Source organism: Maricaulis maris, from assembly GCF_049116555.1.
Taxonomy (GTDB): Bacteria; Pseudomonadota; Alphaproteobacteria; order Caulobacterales; family Maricaulaceae; genus Maricaulis; species Maricaulis maris_C.
Map to the genome: position 1 here is coordinate 837,703 of NZ_JAGDYT010000001.1, position 17,820 is coordinate 855,522.

Sequence of the window (17,820 nt, forward strand, 5' to 3'; positions counted from 1 at the left end):
GCATGCGCGCGCTTGTTGTTGAAGACGATCCGGACCTGAACCGCCAGCTTGGCCGGGCCCTGGAAGATGCCGGCTATGCCGTGGACGCGGCCCTGGATGGCGAAGACGGTCATTTCATGGGCGACACCGAACCCTATGATGTCGTCGTGCTCGATCTGGGCCTGCCCAAGATGGACGGGGTGACTGTCCTGGAGCGCTGGCGCCAGGCCGGGCGGGACTTCCCGGTCCTGATTCTGACCGCGCGCGATCGCTGGTCTGAAAAGGTCGCGGGCTTTGATGCCGGCGCCGACGACTATCTCACCAAGCCGTTCCATACCGAAGAATTGCTGGCCCGCATGCGCGCCCTGACGCGCCGCGCGGCCGGGCACACGACCTCGACGATTGAGTGCGGTGGCCTGTCCATCGATACACGCGGCGCCCGCGTCTTCATTGACGGTGCGCCCGTGAAGGTGACCTCGCACGAATTCCGCATGCTGTCCTATCTCGCCCACCATCAGGACCGGGTGATCTCGCGGACCGAGCTGGTCGAGCACATTTACGACCAGGATTTCGACCGCGACAGCAATACGATCGAGGTCTTTGTCGGGCGCTTGCGCAAGAAAATCGGCACGGACCGGATCGAGACCGTGCGCGGTCTGGGCTACCGCCTGGTTGCTCCGGTGGCGCGCCCGGTTTCGTGAAGCGCCGCGCCTCCCTGGCTTTCAGACTGTTTGCCGGCGCCGCTGCCTGGGCGCTGGCACTTCTGCTACTGGGCGCGGTGGCCCTGACAACCCTCTATCAACGCTCCGTCCTGCGGACGATGGATGACCGCCTGTCGAGCGTGGTCGAGTCCCTGGTCGCGGCAGCGGAAACCGATCCGGGCGGTGGCATTGTGCTGGCCCGACGCCCGTCGGACCCGGCCTTTGATCGTGTTTTTTCCGGTCGCTACTGGCAGATCGCCGATGCTCCGGAGATGGAGGGCGGCGGTCATGAGGCCCTGGTTGTGTCCCGCTCGCTCTGGGACGAAGTCCTCGCCCCGCCCGATGCCTTGCTGGCCTCGCTGCTGGCCGCGCCGGGCCAGCTCATGTCCTTTGACACCAAGGGGCCAAGCGGGGAGGGGCTGCGGCTGACCGCCCAGGCCGTTCAATTGCCAGCCAGGCCGGACATGGTGATCATGATGGCGGCCGAGGACCGCGCCGCCGCTGATCGCGATGTGCGCAATTTCGCCATCACCTCGGCCATCATGTTTCTCGGTTTCGCCACAGCAATTGCTGCCGGTGTCTTCTTTCAGGTTCGCATCGGTCTGGCGCCGGTCCTGCGCATGCGGACCAGCGTCGCGGAAGTCCGTGAGGGCAATCAGGACAGGGTGGACGGCGAATTTCCCGTCGAGCTCCAGCCCCTGGCCGATGAACTCAATGCCATGCTCGATCATTCGCGCGAACTGGTTGAACGCTCGCGAACGCATGTCGGCAATCTGGCCCATGCCCTGAAAACACCGATTGCGGTGCTGACCAATGAGGCGCGCACCTCCGACGGACCGCTGGCCGACATGGTCGAGCGCCAGACCAGCGTCATGACGGATCAGGTGGAGCACCATTTGCGCCGGGCCCGCGCCGCCGCGCACGCGAAAGCCGTTGGCGCACGCACCGCGCTTGGCCCGACCCTGGGCGATCTGGCCCGCACGCTGGAGAAGATCAACAAGGCGCGCGGTATCCGCATCACCACCGAGATTGAAGGCGGTCTCAACTTCAAGGGCGAACGTCAGGATCTCGAGGAAATGGTCGGCAATCTGATGGACAATGCGTGCAAGTGGTCGGGCGGGCTGGTTCATGTCCATGCCGAACGCACCGCACCGCGCGAGCTCGCCGTGACCATCGAAGATGACGGGCCCGGTCTGAGCCCGGATGAGTGCGAAGCGGCGCTGCAACGCGGTGTGCGACTGGACGAGCAAGCACCCGGTTCCGGACTTGGTCTGGCGATCGTTTCTGACCTGGCCAAGGCCTATGGTGGAGAACTCAGCCTGTCGAGGTCAGAACTCGGCGGTCTGGCTGCGCGCCTTGGTCTTCCCGCTACTGGACGCTAAACGCTCATTAACCAAAGTCGTTGAAGACTAGGATCAGCAAAAGACTGTGTATCCTAGGTTATGGCAAATTTATCGCCTTCCCAGAGAGCGAAGCTTGAAGCGCTATGGCGCAGCATGCCGGAAAGCATGCGCGCCAACCTGCAGGCGACCACCAAGGCTGCGGCAGCAAACGATCCGGCCTCGGCCATGCTCAATGGCATTTTTGCCGACCTTGAACTTTCGATGCGCAAGCCTGCCGGTGACCTGGCCAAGGCGTATATCCTGTCTCCGCTGCGCCCGATGGTCGGAGACAGCGATCTCGTCCCGCCCTCGCGATACCGCTTCTCGACCGAGGACCTGTCCAAGATCTGGGGCTGGATGGGCCGGCATATCGCCAAGGACATGGTCGAGACGGCCAAGAAGTGCAAACAGCCCGAGAGCGATCCGATCTGGCTCGATTTCCGCCGCAGGGCCGGCGATGCGCTGGCAGATGCGGTGCACAAGGCGGACCGGGTTCCCAAGGACATGACGGCGCTGCTCAAGCGGTTCGGCCCCGATGGTCGTGCCATGCTGGCTGACGCCACCGTCCTGCTCCAGAATTGCGAGGCCATTGGCACGGCGATGGCGGAGTTGCCCGAGGAGATCGAGGATTTCGATGATGATCTCTCGCTTCGGGTCATGCAGCTCCATGAGGAAATGGTCGACAGCAATTCCGAGGCCGCACTCTGGGTCCTGCTCCTGACCATGGGGCGGCTGGTACATCCCTGGCAGATTTTCCGTGTGGTCAAGCGTATCGGTCGTCAGGACGACGACCTCATGGTCCAGAAGACCGAGCTCGCCGCGATCGGCGATTCGGTGCTCGGCGATACCGGCTTCTTCGCCGCGCGGCTCAAACAGCCACCGCAAACCCTGGAAGAGGCAAAGGCGAGCTATCTGGTCTTCGACCGTTTTGTGGCTTTCTCCATGGGCATGACCCAGGAGTTCGGCATTCGCAAGGATGGTCGCTGGGGGCGGTCGCTGTTCGGACTGCGCGCGGAAGCCTCGACCAATGTCGAGAAGATCCTTGCCAAGGTGCCGCTGGCCCTCGATGCCGGCCTGCCGGAACCGCGGCGCGGTCGAAGCGGCCGGGTCATCCCGGCCCAGATCCCGCAGGAGGCGGCGATCGACAAGGCCGAAGGGCTTTTATACTTTCTCGGTCGCTGTCGGGAGCATGCCACAGCGGCGGCGATCGCCTCGACCCAGAAACGGTATGCGGACATCGCCGAGAAGCGGATGCAGGAGGCTGGCGAAATGCTGGTCGACCTGGTCGCCTCGAGCGAAGGCCAGAACCGCACCACGGCCCAGGACGGGCTGGAGATCACCGCCCGCCTCATGGACGCCGCTGGTCTGGTCGAACCGGCCAGCTTGCTGCGCCGACGCGGAGTCGCGGCAGCAGACGCGGCATAGCGTCCCAAACGCTGTGTCACGACTTGCACTGTTCCGCCGACCGGCCTAACTCGACCGTATGAGCAAGACACCGGACACGCCTGTCGCGATGGAAGACCGCAAGGTCGAAGACGGTCGACTTTATTCGCCCAGCGCCGCGCGCAATCGCGCCGCGATCGCCGAGGTGTTTGGCCGTGTTCTGCCAGCGCGGGCCCGGGTGTTGGAAATCGGGTCCGGGACAGGCGAGCACGCTGTCGCAGTCTGCCAGGCCCGTCCTGATATCCGGTGGCAGCCGTCAGACCCGGACCCGGTTTCGCGCGCCAGCCAGGCCGGCTGGGCCCGCGAGTCCGGTGCGGCTATTTCGGCACCGCTGGCACTGGACCTGCTGACCGGTGAGGCCATTTCGGATCTGGCGCCGTTTGATGTGCTGGTCTGCATGAATGTGATCCATATTGCCCCCTGGGCCGTGGCGGAAAACCTGGCCCGGCTCGCGACGGAGCGCCTGGAGCCGGGCGGCCGGGTCGTGTTGTACGGCCCGTACAAGGAGGGCGATGCGACCGCACCGTCCAATCTGGATTTTGACGTCTCGCTCAAATCGCGCAACCCGGCCTGGGGCGTCCGCGATCTGGACAGCGTGATCACGCTCTTTGCCGAGGCGGGGTTTGCGCTGGCGGAACGGGTCGACATGCCGGCCAATAATCTTCTTCTCGTCCTTTCATCGCCGGAGACGCGCTGATGCGCCATCGCAATCGCCGCCTCGCTACCATTGCCGCGTCGGCCACCGTCCTGGTTGCCGCCGTATCGCTGGGCCTGATGGCCTTGCGCAGTGCCGTGGTCTTCTTCTATTCGCCCAGCGAAGTCGCGGCCGAGCATCCGGGCACGGAAAACCGGATACGGGTCGGTGGCCTGGTTCTGGAAGACTCCGTCGGCGAAACCGAAAGCGGGGCCACCCGCTTTGTCATCACGGATCGGGTCGAGACGGTCGATGTCGTTTTTGCCGGCCTGTTGCCGGACCTTTTCCGGGAAGGCCAAGGCGTGGTCGTTGAGGGCCGGTTCGGCGTCGACGGTGTGCTTGAGGCGAGCAATGTCCTGGCCAAGCATGACGAGACCTATATGCCACCGGAGGTCGCGGAAGCCTTGCGCGAGGCGGGTGTGTGGCAGGGCGAGGGTGAGGAGGCCGTGCCGGAAGGCGGGCCCGGGAGCCGCTGACGATCACGTCATCGCCATCTGTCTTGCCCGTGCGTGCCGAACACCCCAAATGTGGCGCAGCAAGGGAGACAGAGCATGGCCCGATCCACACGTGTCGAATTTACCGGCGCCCTCGGCGAAACACTCGCGGCGCGGCTGGAACTGCCCAATGGGCGCCCGCGGGCTCATGCCCTGTTTGCGCACTGCTTTTCCTGCTCCAAGGATATTCTCGCCGCCAGCCGCATTGCCCGACGCCTGACCGATGCCGGCATTGCGGTCCTGCGTTTCGACTTCACCGGGCTTGGGCAGTCCGGCGGTGATTTCGCCAACACGAATTTCTCTTCCAATATCCAGGACCTGCTGGCGGCGGCCGCCTTCATGGCCGAGGCGCATTGCGCGCCGGACCTGCTGATCGGTCACTCGCTCGGCGGTGCCGCCGTCATCGCTGCCGCGGGCCAGCTCGACAGTGTCCGGGCCGTCGCCACGATCGGTGCCCCCGCCGATGCCGACCATGTGGTCCATCAATTCGCCGACAAGGTGGATGAGATCACGCGCGAAGGCCGGGCCGAAGTGGATCTGTCCGGGCGCCCTTTCACCATCAAGAAGCAATTCCTTGATGACATTGCCGGACGCGCCCTCGAGGACGCGGCGGAGGCGCTGCGCCGGCCTCTCCTCATCCTGCATTCCCCGACTGACCAGATTGTCGGCGTCGAGAATGCCTCCCGCCTCTTCGGCGCGGCGAAACATCCCAAGAGCTTCGTCAGCCTGGATGATGCCGATCATTTGCTGCGTGCGGAAAGCGACGCCCTTTACGCGGCCGATGTGATTGCCAGCTGGGCCGCGCGCTATGTCCTGGGGCCGGCGCCGCAAGCTCCGCGGGCGGACGCCGCCGGTGCGGTCGTCGTGCGCGAGACCGGGCGCGGACGGTACGAAAACCACGTGGTTGACGGTGATCATGTGATGCTTGCCGATGAGCCGGCCTCGGTGGGCGGCGGCGATGCCGGCCCGTCGCCCTATGGCTATCTCAACGCCGCGCTTGGCGCCTGTACCGCGATGACCTTGCGCATGTATGCCGACCGCAAGGACCTGCCGCTTGACCGGGTCACGGTGAGTACGGGGCACAAGAAGGGTCATGCCGATGATTGCGCGGACTGTGTCGACGGGCAGGAACGGCATGTCGATATCTTCGAGCGCAGCATCAGGCTGGAAGGCGATCTCGATGCCGATCAACGCAAGCGTTTGATGGAGATTGCGGACAAATGTCCTGTGCATCGCACGCTGCACAGTCCGGTCGTGGTGCGGACGCGACTGGAAGATGACGGGTAAATTACCGTTTGTAATGTTATTGTAATCTTTGAGACACGCAACGTTTAGCCCCGCGGCGTGATGTTGTGCTCCTAATCGTAATGGAAAGGTCGTCGATACTCATGATTTCGGTTGATCGCATACGCCGTCTTGGCGGTGTTTCGCTCCTGGTGCTTTCAGCGCTGGCCGCAGGAAGTCTTCTGGATAGCTCAATGGGCGAGGCCCATGCTTTCCAGTCGTCCGAGGAGCCCCGGTTTGCGGGAGCTGTCCCGGCTGGCGCACCGATGTCCTTTGCTGACCTCATCGAAAGTGTCAGCCCGTCTGTAGTCACCGTGCAGGTCAGTGGTGCGCCGCAGGAATTGAGCCTGGGTGGCTCGGGTGGTCCGGACATGGATAACCTGCCGCCGCAAATGCGCGAATGGCTGGAGCGCCAGTTTGGCGGCGAACGCCCGGCGCCGCAGCCGCGCCAGTCGCTCGGTTCGGGATTCTTCATCTCGGCCGAGGGCTATATCGTCACCAATAATCACGTCGTTGCCGATGCCGAGGAAATCACCATTGGTACATCCGATGGCGAGGAGTATTCGGCCCGCGTCATCGGCACTGATCCGCAGACCGACCTGGCCCTGCTCAAGGTCGATGCGGACGTCGACTTCCCCTTCGTCACCTTCGAGGAAGATCCGCAATACCGGGTCGGCGACTGGGTCGTGGCCGTCGGCAATCCATTTGGTCTGGGCGGGACGGCAACGGCCGGCATCATTTCCGCCATCGGCCGCCCGATCGGCAATTCGACCTATAATGACTTCATCCAGGTCGATGCGCCCATCAATCGCGGCAATTCCGGTGGCCCGACCTTTGATCTCAACGGCAATGTGATCGGCGTGAATTCGCAGATCTTCTCACCCACAGGCGGCAATGTCGGCATCGGGTTTGCCATCCCGTCTGACGTCGCCGCGCGGATCGTTGATGATCTGCTCGATGACGGCCGGGTCGCCCGTGGCTGGCTCGGTGTCTCGATCCAGAATGTCACCGACGACATCGCCGGGGCCCTCGGCCTGGACGACACCACCGGCGCCATTGTCAGCTCCATTGTCGAGGGTGGCCCGGCCGCCCGCGGCGGTTTCGAGCGTGAGGATGTGGTGCTGGAAATCAATGGCGAGGCCGTCGACGGTTCGCGCGATCTGACGCGCCGCGTCGGCAATATCGCGGTGGGTGACGAGGTTCGCTTCCTCATCCTGCGCGATGGTCGCGAACGCACGATCCGCGTCACCTTGGGCGATCGCCCGGGTGAGCAGGAATTGGCCATCATGAGCAATGCCGAACAGGTTGCGCCGCGGGCCGCCGTCTTCGGCATGTCCATGGCGCCGCTCAGTGAGGAAGACCGCGACGTGCGCGGAATTGCCCCTGATGTCGACGGCGTTGTGGTCGACGAGGTCGAGTCCGGCAGTGAAGCCGCCCGCAAGGGCATCCTCACCGGAGACATCATCCTGGAGGCCGGCGGCAATCCGGTCGCCGATGCGGACACGCTCCGCGCCATCGCGGACGAAGCCCGCGAAGACGGTCGCAGCGCCATCCTGCTGCTGGTCGAGGGACGTGGCGGTCAACGCTATGTCGCTCTGCAACTCGGCGAAGCCGACTAGAGAAAAGAGGAGATCGGGGTGCGCATTCTGATCGTTGAAGACGACCGCGAGGCGGCCAGCTATATCCGCAAGGGCCTGCGTGAAAGCGGCCATGTGGCAGACCATGCCGGTGACGGCGAAGAAGGTCTGGAAATGGCGCGTGCCGCGGAATACGACGTGCTTGTCGTCGACCGGATGATGCCGCGCATGGACGGCCTGTCCATGGTCGAGGCCCTCCGGGCCGATGATGACCGGACCCCGGTCCTCATTCTCTCGGCCCTCGGCGAGGTCGATGACCGCGTCGAAGGCCTCAAGGCGGGCGGCGATGACTATCTGGTCAAGCCCTACGCCTTTGCCGAACTCCTGGCCCGCGTCGAAGCGCTGGCCCGCCGGCGCGATCCGGACACGGTTCGTACCAAGCTGGTGGTCGGCGATCTGGAAATGGACCTTCTGGCCCGCACCGTGGTGCGCGAGGGCGAGGAAATCCTGCTCCAGCCACGCGAGTTCCGTCTGCTGGAATTCCTCATGAAGCACTCCGGCCAGGTGGTCACCCGCACCATGCTGCTCGAGAAGGTCTGGGACTATCATTTTGACCCTCAGACCAATGTCATTGATGTGCACATCTCGCGTCTGCGCTCGAAGATCGACAAACCCTTCCCGCGTTCGCTCCTGCACACGGTGCGCGGGGCCGGCTACCGCCTGCAGGCCTGATCCGGCATGCAGGCGCGCGGGGCCGCCTTTCTTCGCACAACGGCCTTCCGGCAGACCCTTCTGTCGGCGGCCCTGTTCGCCCTGGCGAGTTTCGTCACGCTGGGTTTCGTCTATGCGGCCTCGGCCGGCATGGTGTTGCGACGTGCCGACTCGGCCATCAATGAGGAAGTTGCGGAGCTCGATGCGAGCTTCCAGGCGGGCGGCATCCGGACCGTCAACCGCTACATCCTCGAACGCACGGTCGGTGGCGGGGCGGACTATCTCTACTTGCTGGTCCACCCCTCCGGACGCAGCCTGTCAGGCAATCTGACCTATCTGCCGGACGTCCAGCCCGATGATGAGGGGCGTGTCCAGTTCACCTATCGTCGGCCGGCTGCCGGCGATAGCGGAGATGAGGTGGATGACGGCAAGGATGATCGTACCGCGCGCGGTCGCATCATCGATCTGCCATCCGGCTACCGGCTCTATGTCGGTCTGGACGTCGATGAAGAGACGCGTCTGGTCTCGCGCATGCTCAATACCATCCTGGCCGCCTCGGCGCTGGCGTTGGCACTGGGCGTGGCTGCTGGGATCTTCGTCAGTCGGCGGTTCGTACGTCGTCTTGATCGCATCAATACGGTCGCGCGGCGGGTGAAGGCGGGGGATCTCCAGCCGCGGGCCCCACGCAATTTCACCGGCGACGAGCTCGACGAGCTGTCCGAGAATTTCAACAGCATGCTCGACCGGGTCGAGGCGCTCATGCACCGCATGCGCCATACCGGCGACAGTATTGCCCATGATTTGCGCACCCCGCTGACGCGGATGCGCAACCGGCTTGATGAAGCCCTGCGCGAGGAGGGGGATCGTGCCTCTCGCGAGCAGGCGCTTGAGCGCGCCGTCGCGGATACGGACGAATTGCTCGGCATCTTCAATGCCATCCTCTCGCTGTCGCGCCTTGAAGCCGGTGAGAGCCGGGCCTCGATCCAGCGCCTCGATCCGGCTGATACGGCTGCGGATCTGGCCGAACTCTATGAGCCGGTCTGCGAGGATGACGGCCTGTCCTTCAACAGCGAAATCCAGTCCGGCATGACCATGCTGGGCGATCGCGGTCTGCTCTCGCAGGCGCTCGCCAACATTCTCGACAATGCCGTGAAATACACGCCCTCGGGCGGCGCGGTGACCTTGCGCCTGCGTCAGACCGGCGATGGCATGATCGAGTTCTCGGTCACCGATACCGGCCCGGGTATTCCCGACACCGACCGCGCCCGCGTCACCCAGCGCTTCGTGCGCCTCGACAATTCAAGGACCAAGCCGGGCTCCGGCCTTGGCCTGTCCCTGGTGCAGGCGATTGTGGATGTCCATAATGGCCGCTTCGAACTGGGCGAGGGGCCAGGCGTGGTTGCGGACGGCCATGGTGCCGGTCTGCGCGCCGCGCTCTGCTTCCCGACGGCGCCGGCCGAAGACTAGCCGCCCGCCGCGTTTTTTGCGGTGCAGCGTCTTCACCTGTGACCCGGATCGCGCCACCCTGTCGGTCATGACTCACACGGCTCCCGATCCGGTTCCGACCCTGCCAGCTGGCCTGGCCCCGCTGCCAGGCCGTGCGCCGGGCAAGGCGGGGCATGTGCTGGCAGCCCTGCCTGACACCGTGCAGACGGCGATCGCGCCTGCGGCCGGCTTTCTCGACACTGTTTTCGCGGCTGCGCCCTATCTTGCCCGACTGGCGCAGCGGCGGCCGGATACGCTCATGGCCTGTGCCAGCGAGACGCCGGACAGGCTTGTGACCATGGCCATCGACAATCTGCGCATTGCGGGGGCCGGGGCGCCGGACATTTCCGCGCTCGATGCCGCCCTGCGCCAGGCCAAGTCCGATGCCCATCTCGTCACCGCGCTGGCCGACCTGGCCGGCGTCTGGGATGTACGCGCCGTCACCCGGGCCATGACCGAGCTGGCGGATGCGGCGCTGCAGGCCGCTTTGCACGCCCATGTCCGTTTCCTTGCCGAACAGGGGCGGGCGCATCCGGTCAGGGATCCGGCCAATCCCTTGCCCGGCGTGCTCATTCTTGCCCTTGGCAAGATGGGAACGGGCGATCTCAACTATTCCTCCGATATTGATCTGGTTGCCGTCTATGACGCGGAAAAGCTGGCGCTTCCCGAGAGCGAGGAGCCGCGCAGACGCCTGCCGCGCCTGATCCAGTCCGTGGTGAAATCACTGCAGGACGTGACGGCGGACGGTTATGTCTTCCGGGTCGATCTGCGCCTGCGCCCGGACCCCGGTGCGACGCCGGTCATCATCTCAACCGATGCGGCGCTGCATTATTATGAGAGTCTCGGCCAGACCTGGGAGCGGGCCGCCTGGATCAAGGCCCGCGCCAGTGCGGGCGATCGCGCCGCGGCAGAGGACTTCCTGGGCCATATGCAGCCCTTCATCTGGCGGCGCTCGCTGGACTATGCGGCGATTGACGATATTCGCGGGCTGGCCCGGCAGATCCAGACTGTGGGCCGGCGCGCCGAGATCCGGCCTGCCGGACATGATCTCAAACTGGGCCGTGGCGGAATCCGCGAGATCGAGTTCTGCGCCCAGATCCCGCAACTCGTCTTCGGCGGGCGTGACCTGCGTGTGCGAACCCCGGCGACGCTGCCCGCGCTGGATGCCCTCAATGAGGTCGGCGCAATCGAGACTGATGCCGCAGAGGCCCTGAAGCGCGATTATCGGGCCCTGCGCAGCTGGGAGCATCGTGTGCAGATGCGCCAGGACGAGCCGAGTCAGACCGTGCCGGTCGATCCGCAGGCCCGGGCCGATCTCGCCGCGCTGGCCGGCTTTGCGGATTGCGCGGAATTCGAGGCCGAGGTCGAGGCCTGCCTGCAGCGCGTGCATGGGCATTTCTCTGACCAGTTCGAGCATGATGTAGCCCTGGCGTCGGAAGCTGGTTCGCTCATCCTGACCGGGGTCGAGCCGACCCCCGATACAATCAGAACGCTGGAAAAACTGGGTTTTTCCAATCCGGCCTCGGTTTGGGCGACGCTGAATGGCTGGGCCGCCGGCCGCGTGCGGGCCGTGCGCTCGACGCGGGCCCGCATCCTGTTTGCCCGCATTGCGCCGCAACTGGTTGATCGCATGGCGGCGACCGGCGAGCCGGACGCGGCGCTGACCCGCTTTGCCGCTTTTTTCGAGAACCTGCCCATGGGCGTGCAGCCGCTCTCGCTTTTGTCCAATGAGCCGGGACTGGCGTCCGATCTGATCGGAATCCTCACGCTGGCCCCGCGTCTGGCGGCGGATCTGGCCCGCCGGCCCGCCCTGCTGGACGCGATGCTGGATGATCGTTTCTCGGTTCCGCTTGAGCAGGACGCGCCAGGCAGTTTCCAGGTCCTGCTGAGCGAGGCCCTGGCACGCGCCGGTGATTACGAGGCCGAACTCAATTCAGCGCGCCGCCGGGTGCGGGAGGAACGTTTCCGTATCGGTACCCAAATCCTCAAGGGCACAGCCTCGGCCCAGGCCGCGGGTGCCGCTTTTTCGGCCATGGCGGATGCCAGCCTGGCGGCGATGGCCCGATCCGCCCAGGACGAGACCGAGCGGCGCTATGGTGCCATGCCCGGTGAAGGCGTCATTCTCGGCATGGGCAAGCTGGGTGGCCGTGAATTGGCGGCGGACAGCGATCTCGACATCATGATCATCTATGAGGGTGACGAGACCGCACCATCCTGGTTCGGCCGCTTTGCCACACGCTTGATCAGTGCAGTCTCGGCGCCGACCGAGGAGGGCGAGCTTTATACGGTCGACATGCAGTTGCGCCCGTCCGGCAAGGCCGGTCCCGTGGCCGTCTCGCTGTCGCGGTTTGACAGCTATTACCCGCATGAAGCCTGGACCTGGGAGATGATGGCGCTGACCCGGGCGCGGATCATTGCCGGGGACGGTCCGCTGGCGCGGGCCGTCGAGGCATCATTTGACCGGGCCCTCAAGCGACCGCGCGATGCCCGCGGCGTGAAGGCTGATGCGCTGGCCATGCGGCGCAAGCTGGCCGAGGCCAAGCCTCCGAAGTCGGCCTGGGACCTGAAGGCCCGGCCCGGCGGTCTGCAGGATATCGAATTCATTGCCCAGACCCTGCAGCTCATTCATGCCGACAAGCAGGACGTCTTGCGCGCCTCGACCCGAGACGCGCTCGCGGCGCTGGGCGAGGCGGGCCTTTTGCCGGCGGGCGAGGTCAAGCTGCTTGCCGAGACGCTTCAGCTTGAGCTCGGGGTCTTGCAGATGATCCGCTGTGCACACGGTTCGGGATTCGATCCGGCCCATGCCAGCAGCGGCTTTGCCACGCGGCTGGCCGAGTTGGGAGGCTGTCAGAAAATCGAGGCGCTGGAAGCCGCGCTCGACACGCGCATGGCGGAAGTCCGCAAGGTTTTCCAGCGTCGCATCGGAAAAATGTGAGCCGGCCGCGACGGAATGGCGCTGCCGGGTCGTTCTATTCCCAGCGAGGCTATGAACGACAAGGACGATGTCATGAAAACTTCCCGATTGATTGTACTGATGGGTTCAACCTGTTTGCTGCTGGCCGGAGCCGCAGCCCAGGCTCAGGGTCCGGGCGGCCGCCATCATGGCGGTGATCGTGCCGGTGGTCCCGGCGGTGGGGCCCATCGCGCCCTGATGATGCTGCGGGCGGCGGACGCCAATGGCGACAACTCCATCACCGAGGCTGAAGTGGCGGCTCTCCAGGCCGAAATGTTCACCTGGATGGACCGCAATGCAGACGGTTATCTCGACGCGGCCGACCAGTCTCCGGTTCGTCAGCGCATGCGCGCGATCCATGAAGCCGAGATGGCGGAAGGCGGCGATGGCGAAGGCCGGCGCGGTCGCCGAGGCGGTTCGCATGGCCGTGGGTCGGGCGAGGGCCGGGACGGCGAAGGCCCCGGTCGGCATTTTGATGCGGACGAAGATGGCCGCATTTCGCGCGCTGAATTCCTGGGTGGCGAGAACCGGCTGTTTGCCGCGCTCGATGCCAATGAGGATGGCGTGATCGAGCCGGCCGAGCTGGACGAGGCTGCGGAACGGCGACAGGATCGTCGCCTCTGGTGGCGCGACTAGCGCTTTCGCCCATGTTTGACGGACACGGCATGACGACAGACGAACCGGCGGATGCCGGCCCCATGTCCGGCCGTGTCCGTGAGCGGCCGCCCCTCGCGGCATCGGCTTCGGTCGATCTGCGGGCGGCGGAAGACCGGCTGATGGCGCGCATTGGCGCCGGAGACCGGGATGCGGCCCGCGAACTCATGGCCGCCAATCTGTCGCGTATCATCGGCCTCGCCCGACGCACATTGGGTGATGCGGTCGAGGCCGAAGATATAGCGCAGGAGACCTTTTTGCGGGTCTGGAAGGCCGCGGGGCGGTGGAAATCCGGTCAGGCCCGGGTGTCCAGCTGGGTTTGCCGGATCGCGCTCAACCTCTGCTACGACCGCTTGCGCAAGCGCCGGGAGGTTCTGACTGATGCCCTCCCTGAACAAGCTGATGCCAGTCTCGGACAGGACCGGCGCATGGAACAGGCGGAAAGCGGCCATCGCGTCGCCGAGGCCGTCGCCCGGCTCCCGGACCGACAGCGCCAGGCGCTGGAGCTGGTCCATTTCCAGGAGCTGAGCAATATCGAGGCGGCCGAGATCATGTCGGTCAGTGTTGATGCACTTGAATCCCTGCTGGCGCGTGGTCGGCGAAAGCTCAAGGCCTTGCTTCTGGGCGATGCGCCCGATCTGATAGCCAGCTATGCTGAGGGCGGCGATGCCCGTTACGGTGATGAATGATGACTGAGGACCGCTTTTACCAAATTCTACAGGCTTACGGCGCCGATCCGGCCCGTTGGCCGGCCGATGAACGCGCGGATGCCGAGGCCTTCGCCCGCGCTCATCCTGACCAGGCCGGATCGGTCATCGCCGCGGAAAGCGCGCTGGATGCGTTGCTGGGCGATCTCGCCCAGCCGGTTCAGGTCAACGCGCTGCTGGAGCGGCGGCTGATCGCCCGCTTGCCGGTGCCGTCCGCCTCGCGCTGGATGGCGCCCACCGCGGTGGCGGCCGCGCTGCTCGTCGGGGTCTGTCTCGGCTTTGCCAGTGGTGCGCTTACCGGTGATTACAACGCCGATGACACGCTCTATGCCGATGCTTTCACCGGCTATGAAGATGACTGGGTGGACTGGCTGGGAGAAGACGCATGAGGCCAAGCTTGCCCTGGATCGCCGCCCTGATTGGCTCCGTTCTGATCAATGGCGCGCTGGTCGGCTATCTCGTCCATCACACGACTGACGGTCCGGACTGGCAGATGCGCGGGTCGGCGCCGGACAGCGGTCCGGCACGCGGCGGTGCGCCGGGCCGGGGTGGTTTTGACCTGCGCGGCTTCGTGGAAGCGCTGCCGGAGGCAAGTCGACAGGAAGCCCGCGACCGTCTGCGCGCCAGCTTTGCCGACATGGGCGACCTTGCCCGGGACGGGCGGTTGGCCCGCCGGGAGCTGGACACGCTTCTGGTGGCGGACGAGTTTGATACCGAGGCCGTTGCCCAGGCCATGGCGGAGCTGCGCGAGAGCCAGCGCGAAGTCGAGGCGCGGATTGAAGCGATTGTGCTCGATGTCGTTTCGGAACTTGATGTCGAGACCCGGGCCGCCGCCCTGCAAGCGGGGCGTGAGCGGATGGGAAGGCGGGGGCCGCCGCCAGGCGGGCATCGTCGTCATGGTCCGCGCGATGGACCGCCACCGACGCGCGACTAGACGCGTCTATTCGCCTGCCGCCAAGCGGGAGGGGCTGTTGCCATCAATGAATTCATCATCGACGTCAAAACCGTCATCGGTCTGAAGCCCGGCTGACAGGCCCAGCGGGGCGTGTGCGTCGAAGGGCGCGCCCGCATCGTCCGCGTCCAGTGCCAGGGCCTTGTCGACCCCGCCATCGCGGGCCACGGCTTCGATCGCATCGCGCGGGATCGGCTGGTCCTGGCTGATCGGCAGGACGATGGAGACCGTCGTGCCTTCGCCCAGTGTCGAGTCGATCGACAGCGTGCCGCCATGCAGCTCGATCAGGGATTTGGACAGGGCAAGGCCAAGCCCGGAACCCTGGAAGCTCTTGGAGTGCTGGCTTTCGATCTGCTCGAAGGGGCGGCCCAGGCGGGGCAGGTCATCCTTGGCGATACCGATGCCGGTGTCGGACACCTGGAAAGCAATGCCGAGGCCGGACAGGAAGCCCCGTACGGTAACCCGACCACCTTCCGGCGTGAATTTCACCGCATTGGAGACCAGGTTGATCATGATCTGCTTGAAGGCGCGCGGATCGACCTCGATTTCCGGCAGGCCCGAAACATCGGCGCGCAGCTGGAGACGTTTCTCCTCGGCGCGACCGCGGACAATGCGAATGCTCTGTTCGACCAGCTCGCTGGCGTCGGTGGGCTCGGGCTGAAGCTGCATCTTGCCGGCCTCGATCTTGGACATGTCGAGAATGTCGTTGATCAGTTCCAGCAGGTGTTTGCCCGAAGACAGGATGTCCTTCATGTAGCCGACATAGCGATCATCGCCGAGCGGGCCGAACATTTCCTGCATCATGATTTCGGAGAAGCCGTTGATGGCATTGAGCGGCGTGCGCAGCTCATGGCTCATATTGGCGAGGAATTCGGACTTGGAGCGGTTGGCTTCCTCGGCCCGGATCTTCTCTTCTTCATATTTGCGGGCCAGGTCGGCGATCCGGGCCTGGGAGCGCTTGACGTCGTCGACCGTCTTGCGGAGTTGGCTCTCATTCTCGGTGAGGGCGGCCTCGTGATGCTTGAGATCGGTGATATCGGCGCCGACCGAGACCAGGCCGCCATCGGCGGTCGGGCGGTCGGAATAGTGCAGCCAGCGACCATTGGAGAGCTCGATCTCGTAGGCGACCTTGCTGTCCGTTCCGCCATGCACGGTCTTGATGGCCCGAGCGGCCGCCTGCTCGACCGCTTCATAGCTCATGCCCGGTTTCAACATGCCTTCGGCAAAGTCGAACAAGTCCCTGAATTTGCGGTTCCACAGAATGAGGCGCTGACGGCTGTCCCAGAGAACGAAGCTCTCGGACATCGATTCCAGGGCGGCACGCAGGCGGCTCTCTGCTGCCGCGACGCGGGCCTGGGCCCCCTTGCGTTCGGTGACATCGATGGCGACGCCGACAATGCGGGTATGGCCGACTTCGCCGCCGGGCAGGATGCGGCCCCGCATTTGCAGCCATACCGGCGCGCGCGCGGCGAGCACTTCATGATCGACCTCGGCGCCGGCCGGGGCTCCGCGCATGGCCGCGCGCAGGCGCTCGCGGTCGGGCTTGGAGAAGAGCTGGAGGAATTGCTGGCCGGAGCACTCGGTCGCGGCTTCGAGCCCGAGAATGCGGGCAAGGGAGTCGGTGACGAAGACGGTGTCGGCTTCCGGATTCCAGTCCCAGACACCGCAGCGCGCGCCCTCGATGGCGACGCGGAAGCGCTGCTCATTGTCTTCCAGCATCTGCCGGGTCGAGCGCAGGCGGCCCATCTGCATGAAGACCAGTGCGCACAGGCCCAATGCCACGAAGATCGGCGCGATGAACATCAGGCCGTAGAAGGAGATCGTCCGGTACCAGGCGCTTTGATTGATGCGCATGGCGCCCAGCGCATAGACCCGCAGTTCGGTGCCGGAAATCGGCGCAACCGCGAAGGTGACCCGTTCCTCGCCGAAGCGCGCATCCGACGTGGCGCCACCCCCGCCGGCCGCCAGCCTGTCGATAAGGCCGGGTTCCAGACCGAAGCGTTCTGCCAGTTGGGTGCCGGCGCGGGCGCTGGGCATGCGCGGCCGGATTGCCAGCATTCCGCCGTCGACATCGGCGAGTGCGACGACTCGATCATCGCCCCAGTCCGGCAGGGCGGTCTCGGTGCTCAGCCGGGCCACGAAAGCGCCGACCGTGCCATCGCTCAACGGGGTCGGGACGGCGAGAACCAGGAAGGCCTGATTGCCGGTGACCTGAGCGGTGAGGCCGGATGGCGCATCCAATGCCGCCCCGGCGAAATCACGCAGATTCTCGATTGGTTCGCCATCGGCGATGACCTGCCCGCCCGGCAGGAGGAGGGCAATATCGGCCACGAGTTCGGATTCGGCGATGGCGGAGAGGCGTGCATTGGCCAGGCTTTCGACCTCGCCGGCGGGGGCGTCACGCAGATCCGCAGCGGCAAAGGCCAGCGCATACCGGGCTTCGGCAATGCGGGCCGTGACGCGCTCGGCAAGATAGCCGGCGGCATTGGCCTGGGACCGCTCCGCCTCGGTGATCAGGATTTCGCGCTCTTGCTGGATCTTGACCAGCAGTATGCCGCCATAGGCGAGCGTAAAGAGCACCACCGCCAGGATGATCCACATTGCGCCGCTGCTGCGGGATGTCTTGCGGGGCGCTTCGTCCGGATCGCGGGCGTGACGATGCTGTCCCCGGGACGGGGAGTTCGACGCCCTGTCCCGGCCCTTGGCGGACTGTGACGGGCGGTGATCGAACCGCATCTGATTCATGGTCTCAAACTAAGGTGCGTTCGCGGTCTGTGTCGACCGGACAACGCGGGTTTTCAATT

General features: G+C 65.3%; 15 protein-coding genes. 14 read left to right on the forward strand and 1 reads right to left on the reverse strand.

The window, feature by feature from the left end; genetic code table 11:
• Nucleotides 1-2 precede the first annotated feature (2 nt).
• The 14 genes from JXQ94_RS04020 (at nt 3) to JXQ94_RS04085 (ending at nt 14,998) form a co-directional block, all read left to right on the forward strand.
• Complete coding sequence (locus JXQ94_RS04020) at nt 3-680, forward strand: response regulator transcription factor (protein ID WP_301064286.1); 678 nt, start codon at nt 3-5, stop codon at nt 678-680.
• The gene (locus tag JXQ94_RS04025) at nt 677-2,062 is read left to right on the forward strand and encodes a sensor histidine kinase (protein WP_421922521.1); all 1,386 of its coding nucleotides are present in this window, start codon (nt 677-679) and stop codon (nt 2,060-2,062) included. Before JXQ94_RS04020 ends, JXQ94_RS04025 begins: the two co-directional genes overlap by 4 nt.
• Nucleotides 2,063-2,176: 114 nt before the next feature.
• On the forward strand, nt 2,177-3,487 hold the full coding sequence (locus JXQ94_RS04030; RefSeq protein WP_421922522.1) for a hypothetical protein: 1,311 nt from the start codon (nt 2,177-2,179) through the stop codon (nt 3,485-3,487).
• A gap of 58 nt (nt 3,488-3,545) precedes the next feature.
• Nucleotides 3,546-4,202, forward strand: coding sequence for a DUF938 domain-containing protein (locus tag JXQ94_RS04035; RefSeq protein WP_421922523.1), 657 nt, complete (start codon nt 3,546-3,548; stop codon nt 4,200-4,202).
• A complete protein-coding gene (gene ccmE / locus JXQ94_RS04040; RefSeq protein WP_421922524.1) occupies nt 4,202-4,675 on the forward strand; it encodes a cytochrome c maturation protein CcmE in 474 nt (157 codons plus the stop codon). The genes JXQ94_RS04035 and ccmE overlap by 1 nt, the downstream gene beginning before the upstream one ends.
• Before the next feature lie 75 nt (nt 4,676-4,750).
• Nucleotides 4,751-5,980 carry an alpha/beta fold hydrolase gene (locus JXQ94_RS04045; RefSeq protein ID WP_421922525.1) on the forward strand — a complete coding sequence of 410 codons (1,230 nt, stop codon included), beginning with the start codon at nt 4,751-4,753 and terminating at the stop codon, nt 5,978-5,980.
• Between the two features lie 101 nt (nt 5,981-6,081).
• Entirely contained in the window at nt 6,082-7,596 is a 1,515-nt protein-coding gene (locus JXQ94_RS04050) for a Do family serine endopeptidase (RefSeq protein WP_421922526.1), read from the forward strand.
• A gap of 18 nt (nt 7,597-7,614) precedes the next feature.
• Nucleotides 7,615-8,286 (forward strand): response regulator transcription factor, encoded by a 672-nt coding sequence (locus JXQ94_RS04055; RefSeq protein ID WP_075191003.1) that lies wholly within the window; start codon nt 7,615-7,617, stop codon nt 8,284-8,286.
• A 6-nt stretch (nt 8,287-8,292) separates the two neighbouring features.
• Nucleotides 8,293-9,732 carry a sensor histidine kinase gene (locus JXQ94_RS04060; RefSeq protein WP_295692593.1) on the forward strand — a complete coding sequence of 480 codons (1,440 nt, stop codon included), beginning with the start codon at nt 8,293-8,295 and terminating at the stop codon, nt 9,730-9,732.
• Between the two features lie 67 nt (nt 9,733-9,799).
• Complete coding sequence (locus tag JXQ94_RS04065; RefSeq protein ID WP_421922527.1) at nt 9,800-12,685, forward strand: bifunctional [glutamine synthetase] adenylyltransferase/[glutamine synthetase]-adenylyl-L-tyrosine phosphorylase; 2,886 nt, start codon at nt 9,800-9,802, stop codon at nt 12,683-12,685.
• A 72-nt stretch (nt 12,686-12,757) separates the two neighbouring features.
• Nucleotides 12,758-13,339, forward strand: coding sequence for a hypothetical protein (locus JXQ94_RS04070; RefSeq protein ID WP_421922528.1), 582 nt, complete (start codon nt 12,758-12,760; stop codon nt 13,337-13,339).
• Nucleotides 13,340-13,368: 29 nt separating this feature from the next.
• On the forward strand, nt 13,369-14,046 hold the full coding sequence (locus tag JXQ94_RS04075; RefSeq protein WP_421922529.1) for an RNA polymerase sigma factor: 678 nt from the start codon (nt 13,369-13,371) through the stop codon (nt 14,044-14,046).
• The gene (locus tag JXQ94_RS04080; RefSeq protein ID WP_421922530.1) at nt 14,043-14,453 is read left to right on the forward strand and encodes a hypothetical protein; all 411 of its coding nucleotides are present in this window, start codon (nt 14,043-14,045) and stop codon (nt 14,451-14,453) included. Before JXQ94_RS04075 ends, JXQ94_RS04080 begins: the two co-directional genes overlap by 4 nt.
• The gene (locus JXQ94_RS04085; protein ID WP_421922531.1) at nt 14,450-14,998 is read left to right on the forward strand and encodes a periplasmic heavy metal sensor; all 549 of its coding nucleotides are present in this window, start codon (nt 14,450-14,452) and stop codon (nt 14,996-14,998) included. Before JXQ94_RS04080 ends, JXQ94_RS04085 begins: the two co-directional genes overlap by 4 nt.
• 6 nt (nt 14,999-15,004) lie before the next feature.
• Here the strand turns inward: JXQ94_RS04085 and JXQ94_RS04090 are convergent, their stop codons facing one another.
• Nucleotides 15,005-17,761: a PAS domain-containing sensor histidine kinase gene (locus JXQ94_RS04090; RefSeq protein ID WP_421922532.1), complete on the reverse strand. Its 2,757-nt coding sequence runs from the start codon at nt 17,759-17,761 to the stop codon at nt 15,005-15,007.
• Between the last annotated feature and the right edge of the window lie 59 nt (nt 17,762-17,820).